General features: G+C 55.8%; 12 protein-coding genes and 3 tRNA genes. 7 read left to right on the top strand and 8 right to left on the bottom strand.

All coding sequences use genetic code 11. From position 1 onward, the window contains the following. On the top strand, nt 1–774 hold a 774-nt coding region (locus LZ634_RS12315; protein ID WP_414467739.1), incomplete at its 5' end, for an ATP-binding cassette domain-containing protein. Continuing rightward, nucleotides 771–2,288, top strand: a complete 1,518-nt coding sequence (locus tag LZ634_RS12310) for a cobyric acid synthase (RefSeq protein ID WP_234505392.1) — start codon at nt 771–773, stop codon at nt 2,286–2,288. The genes LZ634_RS12315 and LZ634_RS12310, both read left to right, overlap by 4 nt. A gap of 84 nt (nt 2,289–2,372) precedes the next feature. Here the strand turns inward: LZ634_RS12310 and LZ634_RS12305 are convergent. From LZ634_RS12305 to LZ634_RS12295, 3 genes are all read right to left on the bottom strand, one after another. Continuing rightward, nucleotides 2,373–2,449: transfer RNA gene (locus LZ634_RS12305), tRNA-Met, on the bottom strand. Nucleotides 2,450–2,494: 45 nt separating this feature from the next. Next, a tRNA-Met gene (locus LZ634_RS12300) sits at nt 2,495–2,571 on the bottom strand. 55 nt (nt 2,572–2,626) lie between these two features. Further along, nucleotides 2,627–2,703: transfer RNA gene (locus LZ634_RS12295), tRNA-Met, on the bottom strand. 210 nt (nt 2,704–2,913) lie between these two features. Between LZ634_RS12295 and mltA the strand changes: the two genes are divergently transcribed. Together mltA and tcdA are read left to right on the top strand one after the other, a co-directional pair. After that, nucleotides 2,914–4,011, top strand: a complete 1,098-nt coding sequence (gene mltA / locus LZ634_RS12290; RefSeq protein ID WP_234505390.1) for a murein transglycosylase A — start codon at nt 2,914–2,916, stop codon at nt 4,009–4,011. A 71-nt stretch (nt 4,012–4,082) separates the two neighbouring features. Beyond that, nucleotides 4,083–4,892: a tRNA cyclic N6-threonylcarbamoyladenosine(37) synthase TcdA gene (gene tcdA / locus LZ634_RS12285; protein WP_234505387.1), complete on the top strand. Its 810-nt coding sequence runs from the start codon at nt 4,083–4,085 to the stop codon at nt 4,890–4,892. On the opposite strand, the gene csdE is transcribed toward tcdA, so the two are convergent. Both csdE and csdA read right to left on the bottom strand, forming a co-directional pair. Continuing rightward, nucleotides 4,877–5,326 (bottom strand): cysteine desulfurase sulfur acceptor subunit CsdE, encoded by a 450-nt coding sequence (csdE, locus tag LZ634_RS12280; protein WP_234505385.1) that lies wholly within the window; start codon nt 5,324–5,326, stop codon nt 4,877–4,879. The two genes, tcdA and csdE, sit on opposite strands and share 16 nt — an antisense overlap. Then, the gene (gene csdA, locus LZ634_RS12275) at nt 5,326–6,531 is read right to left on the bottom strand and encodes a cysteine desulfurase CsdA (RefSeq protein WP_234505383.1); all 1,206 of its coding nucleotides are present in this window, start codon (nt 6,529–6,531) and stop codon (nt 5,326–5,328) included. The genes csdE and csdA overlap by 1 nt, the downstream gene beginning before the upstream one ends. A 419-nt stretch (nt 6,532–6,950) precedes the next feature. Here csdA and gcvA point away from each other — a divergent pair, with 419 nt between their 5' ends. From gcvA to rlmM, 3 genes are read left to right on the top strand one after another with little or no spacing between them, the layout of a single operon-like run. Next, nucleotides 6,951–7,868 carry a glycine cleavage system transcriptional regulator GcvA gene (gcvA, locus tag LZ634_RS12270; RefSeq protein ID WP_234505381.1) on the top strand — a complete coding sequence of 306 codons (918 nt, stop codon included), beginning with the start codon at nt 6,951–6,953 and terminating at the stop codon, nt 7,866–7,868. 19 nt (nt 7,869–7,887) lie between these two features. Then, nucleotides 7,888–8,283, top strand: a complete 396-nt coding sequence (locus tag LZ634_RS12265) for a DUF423 domain-containing protein (protein ID WP_234505378.1) — start codon at nt 7,888–7,890, stop codon at nt 8,281–8,283. After that, on the top strand, nt 8,276–9,376 hold the full coding sequence (gene rlmM / locus LZ634_RS12260; protein ID WP_234505376.1) for a 23S rRNA (cytidine(2498)-2'-O)-methyltransferase RlmM: 1,101 nt from the start codon (nt 8,276–8,278) through the stop codon (nt 9,374–9,376). The genes LZ634_RS12265 and rlmM overlap by 8 nt, the downstream gene beginning before the upstream one ends. A 111-nt stretch (nt 9,377–9,487) precedes the next feature. Here rlmM and xni read toward each other — a convergent pair whose 3' ends face one another. From xni to LZ634_RS12245, 3 genes are all read right to left on the bottom strand, one after another. Continuing rightward, complete coding sequence (gene xni, locus LZ634_RS12255; protein WP_234505374.1) at nt 9,488–10,249, bottom strand: flap endonuclease Xni; 762 nt, start codon at nt 10,247–10,249, stop codon at nt 9,488–9,490. 115 nt (nt 10,250–10,364) lie between these two features. Continuing rightward, nucleotides 10,365–11,729 (bottom strand): L-serine ammonia-lyase, encoded by a 1,365-nt coding sequence (locus LZ634_RS12250; protein WP_234505372.1) that lies wholly within the window; start codon nt 11,727–11,729, stop codon nt 10,365–10,367. Between the two features lie 75 nt (nt 11,730–11,804). Beyond that, a complete protein-coding gene (locus tag LZ634_RS12245; protein ID WP_234505370.1) occupies nt 11,805–13,094 on the bottom strand; it encodes an HAAAP family serine/threonine permease in 1,290 nt (429 codons plus the stop codon). Between the last annotated feature and the right edge of the window lie 346 nt (nt 13,095–13,440).

Raw genomic sequence — 13,440 nt, 5'->3', positions numbered from 1 at the left:
CCCCCCCCCCCCCCCCCCCCCCCCCCCCCCCCCCCGGGGGGGGCGCCCGCCGCCCCGGGGGGGGGGGGGGCCAACGGGTTGGTAAAATCGACGCTTTTTATCACCCTCCGCGGCCTGCGGCGGCCGCCGCCGGGGGCGGTGCTGTGGCAAGGGAAACCACTGGATTACAGCAAACGCGGACTGCTGGCGCTGCGTCAGCAGGTGACCACGGTGTTTCAGGACCCAGATCAGCAAATCTTTTATACCGATATTGATAGCGATATCGCCTTCAGCCTGCGCAATCTGGGCGTGGCGGAGGATGAGATCGCGCGGCGCATCGATGAGGCTTTGACGCTGGTCGATGCCCAGCATTTTCGTCAGCAGCCGATTCAATGCCTGAGTCACGGGCAGAAAAAACGCGTGGCGATTGCCGGGGCGCTGGTGCTGCGAGCGCGCTATCTGCTGCTGGATGAGCCGACGGCGGGGCTGGACCCTTCCGGGCGGACGCAGATGATTGACATCATCAAACGTATCGTCGCGCAGGGCAATCATGTGGTAATTTCCAGCCACGATATTGATTTGATTTATGAAGTCAGCGACGCGGTCTATGTGCTGCGCCGGGGCGAAGTGCTGGCGGCGGGGACGCCGGGAGAGGTCTTTGCCCAGCGCGAGCTGATTGAACAGGCGGGATTGAGCCAGCCGTGGCTGGTCAAGCTGCATGCGGAGCTTGGGCTGCCGCTGTGTAAAACCGAGGCGGAGTTTTTCCGCCGTATGCGTGAAAAAGGAACCGTATGACCCAGGCCATTATGCTGCAGGGCACTGCATCCGACGTCGGCAAAAGTATGCTGGTGGCGGGGCTGTGCCGGATTTTTTATCAGGATGGCCTGCGCACCGCGCCGTTTAAATCGCAGAATATGGCGCTCAACTCCGGAATTACCCCGGATGGCAAAGAGATGGGGCGGGCGCAAATCTTTCAGGCCGAGGCCGCCGGAATTACGCCTGATGTGCGCATGAACCCGATTCTGCTCAAACCAACCAGCGACCGTAAAGCGCAGATTGTATTGATGGGCGAGGTGGCGACCAACATGGACGCCGTCAGCTATCACGAATATAAGCCGCGCCTGCGCGAACAAATCCTTGAGGTCTACCAAAGCCTGGCGCGCGAGTACGACGTGCTGGTGCTGGAGGGGGCGGGTAGCCCGGCGGAAATCAACCTGCGCGACCGCGATATCGTCAATATGGGCATGGCCGAGATGGCGCAGTGCCCGGTCGTACTGGTGGCGGATATCGATCGCGGCGGTGTTTTCGCATCCATCTATGGCACGCTGGCGCTGCTTCACGACCATGAGAGGGCGCGGGTAAAAGGCGTTATCATCAATAAGTTTCGCGGCGATGTAGCGCTGCTCTATTCCGGCATCGAACAAATAGAGGCCTTAACCGGTGTGCCGGTGCTGGGGGTGATGCCGTGGCTGGAGGTCGACCTTGAAGATGAGGACGGCGTGGCGCTGCAAAAAGGCAAATACCGTGGCGCAAGCCAGCGTGAGATAGATATTGCCGTGGTACAGCTGCCGCATATTTCCAATTTCACCGATTTTAATGCCTTAGCCGCGCAGCCGGATGTTCGCGTTCGCTATGTCCGCCACGCCGACGATCTGGCCGGGGCCGATATGATTATCCTGCCGGGTAGCAAAAATACCCTCGGCGACCTGCTGTGGCTTCAGGAGAACGCGCTCGCGCACGGTATTTTGCAGGCACAGCGGCAGGGCGTGCCTGTGCTGGGGATTTGCGGTGGTTATCAGATGCTGGGTGATACGCTGATTGACGAAGTGGAATCCGGGTTAGGGACGCTGCCGGGATTAGGTTTACTCAATACCGTGACCCGCTTTGCGCCGACCAAGACCACCACTCAGGCGACGGCCACGCTGGCTGATGCGCTGCCGGTCTGGCTGGCAGCCGTGTCCGGGATGGCGCTACGCGGCTATGAAATTCATATGGGAGAGACGACGCTGCTGGACGGCGTTCGCCCGTTGATGCAGCTTTGTAAGAATGGGCAGTACACCGCAGATGGCGCAGTCAGTGAAAATGGCCTGGTATTTGGCACCTATCTTCATGGCCTGTTTGATAGCGATGCGTTTACCCGCGCGCTGGTCAACGGCTTACGCGAACGCAAAGGGCTAGCGGCGCTGGATAGCGACTTTCACTACGCGCACTACAAGGCGCAGCAGTTTGATATCCTGGCGGAGTCTATGCGTCAGCATATTGATATCGAAAAGATTTATACGATTATGCGGGAACATCAGGAGCCGTAGCGGCGATGATGCGCCATTCTCTGGAGTGGCGCTAGCGGTTTATGACAGGCAAAAAAAAAACACCCAAGTGGGTGTCATTTTAATTGGTTGCGGGGGCCGGATTTGAACCGACGACCTTCGGGTTATGAGCCCGACGAGCTACCAGGCTGCTCCACCCCGCGTCCGTCTTTACTCTTCCATCGAGTAAACTTGCATCAGATTGTAATTGGTTGCGGGGGCCGGATTTGAACCGACGACCTTCGGGTTATGAGCCCGACGAGCTACCAGGCTGCTCCACCCCGCGTCCGTCATTACTCTTCCATCGAGTAACGTTGCTTCTGATTTTCACTTCTTTTAATTGGTTGCGGGGGCCGGATTTGAACCGACGACCTTCGGGTTATGAGCCCGACGAGCTACCAGGCTGCTCCACCCCGCGTCCGTGGATGCGCACTATACTCTGCTGAGCTTTTGTTGCAACTCATTTTTGCGATAAATCACTCATTTTTTTATAGCACCTATGTCTATGACACGAATGGCTTATTTTTTGTACAAAATTATTGCAAGCCGGCGTAATCGCATTTCAATACCCCTGGCGGTTTGTTATCTTCAGCGTGCACTTTCGATTATGCGGAAAATAGAAGATACCATGAAAGGACGTTGGGTTAAGTATGTAGCTACCGGGGCAATGCTGGCGATGCTGGCAGCCTGTTCGTCAAAACCGACCGATCGCGGTCAACAGTATAAAGACGGGAAATTCACCCAGCCTTTCTCACTGGTCAATCAACCTGACGCCGTCGGCGCCCCGATTAATGCCGGTGACTTTGCCGAGCAGGTGAACCAGATTCGTAATGCCTCTCCGCGCCTGTACGGCAACCAGAGCAACCTTTATAGCGCAGTGCAGCAGTGGCTGCTCTCCGGCGGCGACACACGCACCATGCGCCAGTACGGCCTTGACGCCTGGCAGATGGAAGGCACCGATAACTACGGCAACGTCCAGTTCACCGGCTACTACACGCCGGTTGTGCAAGCGCGCCATACCCGCCAGGGCGAATTCCAGTACCCGCTTTACCGCATGCCGCCGAAGCGCGGCAAGCTGCCATCCCGCGCCGGGATTTATGCCGGCGAGCTGAGCGATAACTACGTGCTGGCCTACAGCAACTCGCTGATGGATAACTTCATCATGGATGTGCAGGGTAGCGGATACATAGATTTTGGTGATGGTTCACCGCTGAACTTCTTTAGCTATGCCGGGAAAAACGGTTGGGCATATAAAAGCATCGGTAAAGTGCTTATCGATCGCGGCGAAGTGAAGCGTGAAGATATGTCGATGCAGGCGATTCGCCACTGGGGCGAAACCCACAGCGAAGCGGAAGTCCGTGAGCTGCTGGAGCAGAACCCGTCATTCGTCTTCTTTAAACCGCAGTCTTTCGCGCCGGTGAAAGGCGCGAGCGCCGTGCCGCTGATTGGTCGTGCATCGGTGGCTTCCGATCGCAGCATTATTCCACCGGGTACCACGCTGTTAGCGGAAGTGCCGCAGCTGGATAATAACGGTAAGTTTAACGGCCAGTATGAGCTCCGTCTGATGGTCGCGCTGGACGTGGGCGGTGCGATTAAGGGCCAGCACTTTGATATCTACCAGGGTATCGGTGCGGATGCCGGGCATCGCGCGGGCTGGTATAATCACTACGGACGCGTGTGGGTGCTGAAGACGGCAAGCAACACGGGTAATGTTTTTAGCGGCTAAGTCCGTGATCTCCCCGGCCAGCGCGATGGCGCCAGCGCCGGGGATGCATTAATGAAGAAATTTGAGGTTTTATGTCTGTTATCAGTGACGCCTGGCGTCAGCGTTTTGGCGGCACGGCGCGTTTATACGGTGAAAAAGCCCTTCAGGTTTTTGCCGAGGCGCACGTTTGCGTAGTGGGAATTGGTGGCGTCGGCAGCTGGGCGGCGGAAGCGCTAGCGCGTACCGGCATCGGCGCCATCACGCTGATTGATATGGACGACGTGTGCGTCACCAATACCAACCGCCAGATTCATGCCCTGGGTGGCAACGTTGGGCTGGCGAAAGCCGAGGTGATGGCCGAGCGTATCCGACAGATTAACCCCGAGTGCCGCGTCACGGTAATCGACGATTTCGTCACGCCTGATAACGTGGCTGAATATATGGGCGTGGGCTACAGCTATGTGGTCGACGCGATTGATAGCGTACGCCCGAAAGCGGCGCTCATCGCCTACTGCCGTCGTTATAAAGTGCCGCTGATCACCACCGGCGGGGCGGGCGGGCAAATTGACCCGACGCAGATTCAGGTTAGCGATCTGGCGAAAACCATTCAGGATCCGCTGGCGGCGAAGCTGCGTGAGCGGCTGAAAAGCGACTTCGGCGTGGTGAAGAACAGTAAAGGCAAGCTGGGCATCGATTGCGTATTCTCCACCGAAGCGCTGGTCTATCCGCAATCCGACGGTTCGGTGTGTGCAATGAAGAGTACGGCGGAAGGGCCAAAGCGCATGGACTGTGCGTCCGGCTTTGGCGCGGCGACGATGGTTACCGCGACTTTCGGCTTTGTCGCGGTATCCCATGCATTGAAAAAGATGATGGCAAAAGCGGATCGTCAGGCCAGCGCCTGACGGGCAGCTTCCGTCATTGCTTCGCTCAGGGCCGCCAGGCCCTGACTGCGCGAGGCGCTAAGCTGACCGCGAAGCCCTAGCTCATCAAGCAGCGCCAGCGGCTCGGCTGCCAGAATCTCCGCCGGTTGCTTGCCTTCCACCGCGGTTAGCAGCACGGCCAGCAGGCCGCGCACAATTCTCCCTTCGCTATCGCCAAAGAAGTGCAGCGCACCGTTTGCCTCCTGCGTATAACCCAGCCAGACGCGATTTTCACAGCCCGGGATTTCCTGCGCCTGTGCTTTGAGCTCATCCGTCAGCGACGGCATTTTTTTACCGAGCAGGATCAACTGGCGGTATTTATCTTCCCATTGCGAAAGCGCGGCAAACTGTTGGCGCAACGCTTCAGGCGTTATCACGGTGCCAAACGGATGTTCGGCTTTTAACGTTGTTGTCATTAATCCACCAGAAGTTCGAGCGCACGGTCAACGGCGCTGACCAGCGCGAGGACGTCGTCCTGCGTATTATAAGGTGCGAATGAGGCGCGCAGCGTGCCGCTCACGCCTAATGCCGCCAGCAGCGGCTGCGCGCAGTGTTGACCGGCGCGCAGGGCAATGCCGTATTCCGCCAGTAGCGTGACCATATCGCTGTGGTGTACCCCGGCAAAATCGAAGGCCAGCAGGCTGGAGTCCTGACAGCGGAATGATCGGAAGCCTGGGCGTTTCGCCAGCTCGTCTTCTGCCAGCGTCGCCAGCCCCCGGCTCCAGGATTCGGCCTGCTGGATATCGATCTCCGCCAGCCATTCCAGCGCCGCGCTCAGGCCAATAACGCCCGCGACGTTCGGCGTACCGGCTTCCAGACGGTACGGCACCGGCTGGGTGGTAAAACCGTCAAACGTCACTTCACTGATCATCTTCCCGCCGCCTAACCACGGGGTCATGGCATTCAGCAGCTCGCTTTTGCCATACAGCGCGCCGATGCCGGTTGGTCCGTAGAGCTTATGGCCGGAGAACGCGTAAAAATCGATATCCAATGCCTGAACATCCGCAGGGAAATGGACCGCGCCCTGCGCACCGTCGACCATGACCACCATTCCGGCCTGATGGGCAAGTGCAATAGCGCGGGCCAGATCCGGACATCCGCCGGTGACGTTGGACATTTGCCCGAGCGCCAGAATACGGCTGCGTGGGGTTATCAGCGTGGTGAGTTGCGCAACGTCAGGCAAGCGATCTGCGCCGAGCGGTAGCGGGACGATTTTCGCCCCGGTTTGTTCGGCAACCATCAGCCACGGAACCAGGTTAGCGTGGTGCTCGGCAACGCTGACGATAATCTCATCGCCCGGCTGTAGCCGCGGACGGGCGTAGCACTGCGCCATCATATTGATGGCTTCGGTGGTGCCGCGCGTCCAGACGATATCTTTCCCGCTTGGCGCATTGAGTAAACGTGCAACCTGGTCGCGGGCGGCTTCGTAGCGTTCGGTTAAACGCTGCGTCTCGGCGAACTGGCTGCGGTGAACGTTACCCGCGCTGAGCGAGTAAAAGTGATTTGTCGCCTCGATAACGGCCTGCGGTTTTAACGCGGTGGCTGCGCTATCAAGGTAAACCCCAGCATCGTGCAGGGCGGGAAACTGTGCGCGAAACTGCGCGGGGGAGAACGCGTTCATGGAATTCCTCATGTCGATAAGGAGATCGTCGCGCAATTTTCGTTGGCTTTCAACTTTGACGATGAATGAGGGGGAAATCGAGGCAAAAAAAAGCACCGCAAGTTGGCGGTGCTACATTAATCACTATGGACAGACAGGGTAAATGTACAGGAAGTGAAAAAGGGTAGCCTTGCTACCGTGATCTGAATTGCAGACCAATTGCAAACACAACAACACAACATCACAACCGTAAGCCAAAAGCAGTTCAGAACACGCATTCCGAAAAAAGCTTTTCGTTCCGGCTCAGGAAGTGCCGCCATGATAGGTATTTGCTGGTAGAAGCTCAACGGACAAATTATAATGTCTCAGATAAAAAAAACTAATAGGTTAACTGGTGTTGCCTGTTTGTTAAAATTAATTAACAATTGAGTTCTGGGACTATGTCAAAACGTTTGCCACCTCTTAATGCATTACGTGTATTTGATGCAGCCGCACGCCATTTAAGCTTCACGCGCGCGGCCGATGAGCTTTTTGTGACGCAGGCCGCAGTAAGCCACCAAATCAAGTCACTTGAGGATTTTTTGGGGTTAAAGCTGTTTCGGCGGCGTAACCGATCCCTGCTTTTAACGGAAGAGGGACAGAGCTATTTTCAGGATATTAAAGAGATCTTTTCGCAATTAACTGAGGCTACGCGTAAACTACAGGCACGGAGCGCGAAAGGGGCGTTGACCGTGAGTTTATTGCCCAGTTTTGCTATCCAGTGGCTGGTGCCGCGCCTCTCAAGCTTTAACTCAGCTTATCCGGGAATTGACGTCAGAATCCAGGCCGTTGACCGTCAGGAAGACAAGCTCGCGGACGATGTCGACGTTGCCATTTTTTATGGCCGCGGCAACTGGCCGGGGCTGCGGGTGGAAAAACTGTACGCTGAGTATTTACTCCCCGTCTGTTCTCCGCTGCTACTCACCGGTGAAAAAGCGTTGAAAACGCCCGCTGATTTGGCGAAGCATACGCTGCTGCACGATGCTTCTCGTCGCGACTGGCAAACGTATACGCGCCAGCTCGGGCTTGCCCACATCAACGTACAGCAGGGACCTATTTTCAGCCATAGCGCAATGGTGCTACAGGCTGCCATCCATGGACAGGGCGTTGCGCTGGCGAATAACGTCATGGCGCAATCTGAAATTGAAGCGGGCCGTTTGGTGTGTCCGTTCAATGATGTCCTCGTTAGCAAAAATGCTTTTTATCTGGTTTGTCATGACAGTCAGGCAGAACTGGGTAAAATAGCGGCCTTTCGTCAGTGGATTCTGTCGAAAGCGGCTCATGAGCAAGAAACTTTTCGTTTTCGTTACGATCAATAAATGAATTTAGGGTAATACCATGACCAGCCGTTTTATGCTGATATTCGCCGCAATCAGTGGCTTTATCTTTGTTGCTCTGGGCGCATTTGGCGCGCACGTGCTGAGCAAAACGTTAGGCGTCGTTGAGATGGGGTGGATCCAGACCGGTCTGGAGTACCAGGCATTTCACACTCTGGCGATTTTTGGCCTTGCCGTTGCTATGCAGCGTCGCATTAGTATTTGGTTCTACTGGAGCAGCGTGTTTATGGCGTTGGGTACCGTACTGTTTAGCGGTAGCCTGTACTGCCTGGCGCTCTCTCATCTTCGCCTGTGGGCGTTTGTTACCCCGGTTGGTGGCGTGAGCTTCCTCGCCGGTTGGGTTTTGATGTTGATTGGTGCTATTCGACTTAAACGTAAGGGTGTTGTTCATGAATAAGGTTGCGCTGTATTGCCGCCCTGGGTTTGAGAAAGAGTGCGCAGCGGAGATTACCGACAAAGCCGGGCGTCGTGAGGTGTTTGGCTTTGCGCGCGTCAAAGATAACTCGGGCTACGTGATTTTCGAATGCTACCAGGAAGGCGATGCCGACAAGCTGGCGCGTGAACTGCCGTTCAGTTCGCTGGTGTTTGCTCGTCAGATGATTGTGGTGGGCGAGCTGTTAAAAGATCTGCCGCCGGAAGACCGCGTGACGCCTATCGTCGGCATGCTGCAAGGCGTGGTGGAAAAGGGCGGCGATCTGCGTGTCGAAGTGGCTGACACCAACGAAAGCAAAGAGCTGATGAAGTTCTGCCGTAAGCTCACCGTGCCGCTGCGCTCGGCGCTGCGTGAAGTGAAGGTGCTGGCTGCGTACGAGACGACAAAACGTCCGGTTGTGCATGTGTTCTTTATTGCTCCGGGCTGCTGCTACACCGGTTATTCCTACAGCACCAACAACTCGCCGTTCTATATGGGGATCCCGCGTCTGAAGTTCCCATCCGACGCGCCAAGCCGCTCGACGCTCAAGCTGGAAGAGGCGTTCCACGTCTTTATTCCTGCCGATGAGTGGGATGAGCGTTTGGCTAACGGGATGTACGCGGTCGATCTGGGTGCCTGTCCTGGCGGTTGGACCTATCAGTTGGTCAAACGCAACATGTGGGTCTCTTCCGTCGATAACGGCCCGATGGCGCAAAGCCTGATGGACACCGGCCAGGTCACCTGGCTGCGTGAAGATGGTTTCCGCTATCGCCCAACTCGCAACAACATCTCATGGATGGTGTGCGATATGGTTGAGCGTCCGGCGAAGGTGGCTGCACTGATGGCAGAATGGCTGGTCAACGGCTGGTGTCGTGAGACCATCTTTAACCTGAAGCTACCGATGAAAAAACGCTACGAAGAGCTGTCGCACAACCTGGCATACATTCAGGAGAAGCTTGACGAGCACGGCATTAACGCGCAGATCCAGGCGCGTCAGCTGTACCACGATCGCGAAGAGGTGACCGTTCACGTTCGTCGCCTGTGGGCGGCGGTAGGCGGTCGTCGCGACGAGCGCTAGTTGGTTTGGCATTGTCGTCAGCTTAAGACGTAGATAATTTCGGTCAGCGAAGATGTTTTAGCGCCATCGAGCAATATAGAGCCATCAGCTTGCCTGATGGCTCTATGCTTTTCAGGCCGGACGCGACAGCCTCAGCTGCTGCAAATTGCCGTCGATGTGTAAATCGGTTTGCAGGCGAGCGATATCCCGGCATAAAAATGCCATTTCCCGATGCTCCTCAAGCTTCTTACGCCACTTCTCGGGCACTTCCTCTAAGCGTTCATACAGCGCTTCCAGCGTACCAAACTGCACCAACAGCTGGGTGGCGCTTTTGGCACCGATACCCGCCACGCCGGGGACTTTTGAACTGCTTATTCCCGCCAGCCCCCAGAAATCGGGAAGCTGCTGTGGCAGCACGCCAAACTCTTTTTCAATAAACGGGGAGTCCAGCCAGCGTTTTTGAAAATAGTCGCGGATTTGCAGCGTCGGCGACAGCAGCTGGCAGTAGCCTTTGTCAGTGGAAACGATGGTTGCCTGATGCCCCGCTTGGGTGACTTTCACCGCCAGCGTGGCGGCTAAATCGTCGGCTTCATTACCGGTTGAAACCCAGCACTGCACGCCGCGCTGTTCGAATGCCGCGCGCAGGGCGGGCATTTCCGCATGTAGCTCGTCAGGCATGGGCGCACGCCCGGCTTTATAGTCCGGGAGACGCTGGTGTCGCCAGCCGCTGTTGCGGGCCTCATCGTCGAATACCGCCACCGCATGCGTAGGCTGGCTGTGAACAATCAGCAGATCTAATGCGTGCTGGCAGGTCTCCACGCAGGGTGAACCCTGAACGGCGTGAATACGGCGGATTAAGTTGAGCGCGTCAACGATGAGCAAATGAACGGCCACGCGGTGTTCTCCTTAACTGAATAGGTGCTAAGGGTAACATTCAAGGATGGGTGAGGCTATTGGCTGGGGGCAAAACGGGAAGAGGCCCCGCAAAACGAGGCCTCTGGGGAGAGACTTAATCGCAGGACACTTTCATCGCTAAACCGCCGCGAGAAGTTTCGCGGTATTTAGCGTTCATGTCTTTGCCGGTTTCGTACATGGTTTCGATAACTTTATCGAGGCAGACGCGCGGCTCGCTGGTGCGGCGCAGCGCCATACGTGCTGCGTTTACCGCTTTCACGGAAGCTATCGCGTTACGTTCGATACACGGTACCTGAACCTGACCGGCCACCGGGTCGCAGGTCAGACCGAGGTTATGTTCCATGCCGATTTCCGCAGCGATACAGACCTGCGCTGGGCTGCCGCCCAGAAGCTCAGCCAGACCGGCTGCTGCCATCGAGCAGGCGACGCCGACTTCACCCTGACAGCCGACTTCTGCGCCAGAGATAGAGGCGTTCATCTTGTACAGTGAGCCAATAGCGCTGGTAACCAGCATATAGCGAGCCAGAGAGTTGGCATTCACTTCACGGATAAACTTGTCGTAGTAGGCCAGCACCGCTGGAACGATACCGCAGGCACCGTTGGTTGGTGCGGTAACAACGCGTCCGCCAGCGGCGTTTTCTTCGTTGACCGCCAGCGCGAACATGTTGATCCAGTCAACCACCGCCATCGGGTCGCTGTTCACTTTATCCTGGCTAACCAGCATACGACGCAGCGCGGCGGCGCGGCGCGGTACGCGCAGTTTGCCCGGCAGTACGCCTTCGGTGGTAGTACCGTGATCGATACCCCCTTTCATCACTGCCCAGACGTCGGCGAAGTGCTTTTCCAGCTCTTCTTTGCTGTGCAGTGCGAGTTCGTTTTGCATCATCAGGCCAGACAGAGACAGCCCGGTTTCCTGACAATGACGCTGCAGGTCTGCGGCGTTTTTGTACGGATACGGTACGGCTACCGGCGCTTCAGACTGCTGACCAAAGTGCTCTTCATCGACAATAAAGCCACCGCCGATGGAATAATAGGTTTTGCTGTAAACCGCTTTATCGCCCGCCAGAGCGGTGATGCGCATGCCGTTTTCGTGCAGAGACAGGTTGTCAGTATGGAAGTTCATGCACTGGTCAACCGGGAACTCTACTTCGTGCTGACCGTTAGCCAGCAGCAGACGACCGTGGGTGTTCACATCCTGGATAAACGCCGGGATGGCGTCGATATCGACCGTATCCGGCAGGTTTCCTGCCAGACCCATAATGATGGCGATATCGGTATGGTGACCTTTACCGGTCAGAGAGAGTGAGCCGTAAACATCGACGACTACGCGAGTGATATCAGTGAGGATCCCACGCGCAATCAAGTCGTCCGTGAATTGTTTGCCTGCTTTCATTGGCCCGACGGTGTGTGAGCTGGAAGGACCAATGCCGATTTTGAAAATATCGAATACGCTAATCATGAGGCGTCCATTGTATAACGAGGTGGGGCCGCCCCCGGGGGGGGGCNNGGCGCCGCCCGGGGGGGGCGCAGGGGATTAACTGAACAGAGAGTAGGAGATTGCGGAGATAGCGATAAGACCCATCAGGACAACGAAGACGTTGCTGATGTGACCGCTGTATTTACGCATTGCCGGTACTTTCTGAATTGCATACATCGGCATCAGGAACAGAATCATCGCGATGATTGGGCCGCCCAGGGTCTCAATCATACCGAGGATGCTTGGGTTCAGCGTCGCCACGATCCAGGTGGTGACCAGCATGAACACTGCAGTGATTTTGTTCAGCTTGTTGATTTCGATAGTTTTGCCTTTGCCACGCAGAGACTTGATAACCATCCCGTTAAAGCCTTCACGAGCGCCCAGGTAGTGGCCGAGGAAGGATTTGGTGATAGCGATAATCGCGATGATTGGAGCCATCCATGCGATAACCGGCGCGTTAAAGTGGTTCGCCAGGTAAGACAGGATTGAGATGTTCTGCTCTTTCGCCGCTGCCAGGTCTGCTGGAGACAGGCTCAGTACGCAGCTGAAGACGAAGAACATAACGGTCAGCACCATCATGATGTGAGCGCGAGCCAGAATGGAGGAGCATTTTTTCTCTGCGCCCTGGCCGTACTCTTCACGTTTAGCAACCGCGAAGGAAGAGATGATTGGTGAGTGGTTGAAGGAGAACACCATTACTGGGATTGCCAGCCACAGAGTCATCCACAGACCTTTACCGGTAGAGGCTGCGCTGCTAAAGGACAGCGTTTCCAGCGCCGCACCGCTCCACTGAGGAATCAGGTACAGGGCCAGCACCATCAGTGCGATAACAAATGGGAATACCAGGATGCTCATCGCTTTCACAATCATCTGCTCACCGAAGCGAACGATGGTCATCATGCCGACGATCAGAATCAGCGACAGAAGCGCACGCGGTGGCGGCGTCATATGCAGCTGGTGCGCTAGGAAGCTCTCAACGGTATTGGTGATTGCTACGCTGTAAACCAACAGAATTGGGTAGATAGCGAAGAAGTAGAGCAGGGTAATCAGTTTACCTGCGCCAACGCCGAAGTGTTCTTCAACAACTTCAGTGATGTCTTCGCCCGGGTTTTTACCGGACAGCACGAAGCGGGTCAGGCCGCGGTGTGCAAAGAAGGTCATCGGGAACGCGAGGATAGCCATAATGATAAGCGGGATCATACCGCCTACGCCGGCGTTAATCGGCAGGAACAGTACGCCTGCACCGATTGCAGTGCCGTAAAGACCCAGCATCCACATTGTATCTGTCTTGCGCCATCCGCTAGCAGATTCTGCTGTGACGATAGTGCTGGTTTGAGTGTTTTCCATCTGTATCTCCTGGAGGAAGGAAAAGTGCTAATTTTTTAGTCAAATAAAGTAAAAATAACGATAAACACAATATTAAATTTCGTATGCGTTGGTTTTTTTATGATTTTTACCCAACGCCGTTTTTGGCGAGCGCAAATGTACATTTAACTGGTAAATGTATCAGTGATCATGATCGCAAATGTAATAATCCACTTTTGAAGTGAGTTATTGCAGGTCTTTACCCTGTGATTAGCTTTTACACGAAAATTTATGGTCGCGAAGGCTAGCATTCGCAGTATGAGCGGTAAATGGGGAAGGGGGTAAATACGATGTTTTTGCTGATAAAAATGGAGAAAGCGGCGTTTTT

This window comes from Kluyvera intermedia (assembly GCF_021440345.1).
In the GTDB taxonomy this organism is placed as follows: domain Bacteria; phylum Pseudomonadota; class Gammaproteobacteria; order Enterobacterales; family Enterobacteriaceae; genus Kluyvera; species Kluyvera intermedia_A.
Note: the sequence above shows the minus strand (reverse complement) of the source record. Positions and strands in the feature narration are given on the sequence as shown.

Coding starts and splice junctions, on each gene's coding strand:
- LZ634_RS12310 (WP_234505392.1), top strand. CDS start 771: ATGACCCAGGCCATTATGCTGCAGGGCACTGCATCCGACGTCGGCAAA.
- mltA (WP_234505390.1), top strand. CDS start 2,914: ATGAAAGGACGTTGGGTTAAGTATGTAGCTACCGGGGCAATGCTGGCG.
- tcdA (WP_234505387.1), top strand. CDS start 4,083: ATGTCTGTTATCAGTGACGCCTGGCGTCAGCGTTTTGGCGGCACGGCG.
- csdE (WP_234505385.1), bottom strand. CDS start 5,326: ATGACAACAACGTTAAAAGCCGAACATCCGTTTGGCACCGTGATAACG.
- csdA (WP_234505383.1), bottom strand. CDS start 6,531: ATGAACGCGTTCTCCCCCGCGCAGTTTCGCGCACAGTTTCCCGCCCTG.
- gcvA (WP_234505381.1), top strand. CDS start 6,951: ATGTCAAAACGTTTGCCACCTCTTAATGCATTACGTGTATTTGATGCA.
- LZ634_RS12265 (WP_234505378.1), top strand. CDS start 7,888: ATGACCAGCCGTTTTATGCTGATATTCGCCGCAATCAGTGGCTTTATC.
- rlmM (WP_234505376.1), top strand. CDS start 8,276: ATGAATAAGGTTGCGCTGTATTGCCGCCCTGGGTTTGAGAAAGAGTGC.
- LZ634_RS12250 (WP_234505372.1), bottom strand. CDS start 11,729: ATGATTAGCGTATTCGATATTTTCAAAATCGGCATTGGTCCTTCCAGC.
- LZ634_RS12245 (WP_234505370.1), bottom strand. CDS start 13,094: ATGGAAAACACTCAAACCAGCACTATCGTCACAGCAGAATCTGCTAGC.